The sequence below is a fragment of the Vibrio sp. OPT46 genome (genome assembly GCF_015163535.1).
GTDB lineage: Bacteria > Pseudomonadota > Gammaproteobacteria > Enterobacterales > Vibrionaceae > Vibrio > Vibrio alginolyticus.
In genome coordinates this window covers 1-209 of sequence record NZ_JADDYG010000628.1, presented here as the reverse complement: position 1 = coordinate 209, position 209 = coordinate 1, and the positions used below count along the sequence as shown (strand labels likewise).

The 209-nt window shown below is 38.8% G+C and carries 1 pseudogene; it reads right to left on the bottom strand.

The features are described 5' to 3' along the window. A pseudogene (locus tag IQR33_RS23905) lies at positions 1 to 209 on the bottom strand (D-alanine--D-alanine ligase A); the annotation flags it as partial.

Here is a 209-nt window from a genome sequence, read left to right as displayed (position 1 = left end):
GGAGTCATTCCTGGAAATGTGTTTACTTCGTTTAAGTAAATCTCATCATCTTCCGTTAGGAAAAAGTCGATACGAGATAAATGACGAAGATTCATTTGCTTAAATACCGTTTCTGACGCGTGTTGGATGGAATCTAATTGTACTTGAGTTAGATTCTTCGCCTCAACTTCTGTGAGCGAGTGACTTGAACTGCTGTACTTTTCATCGTA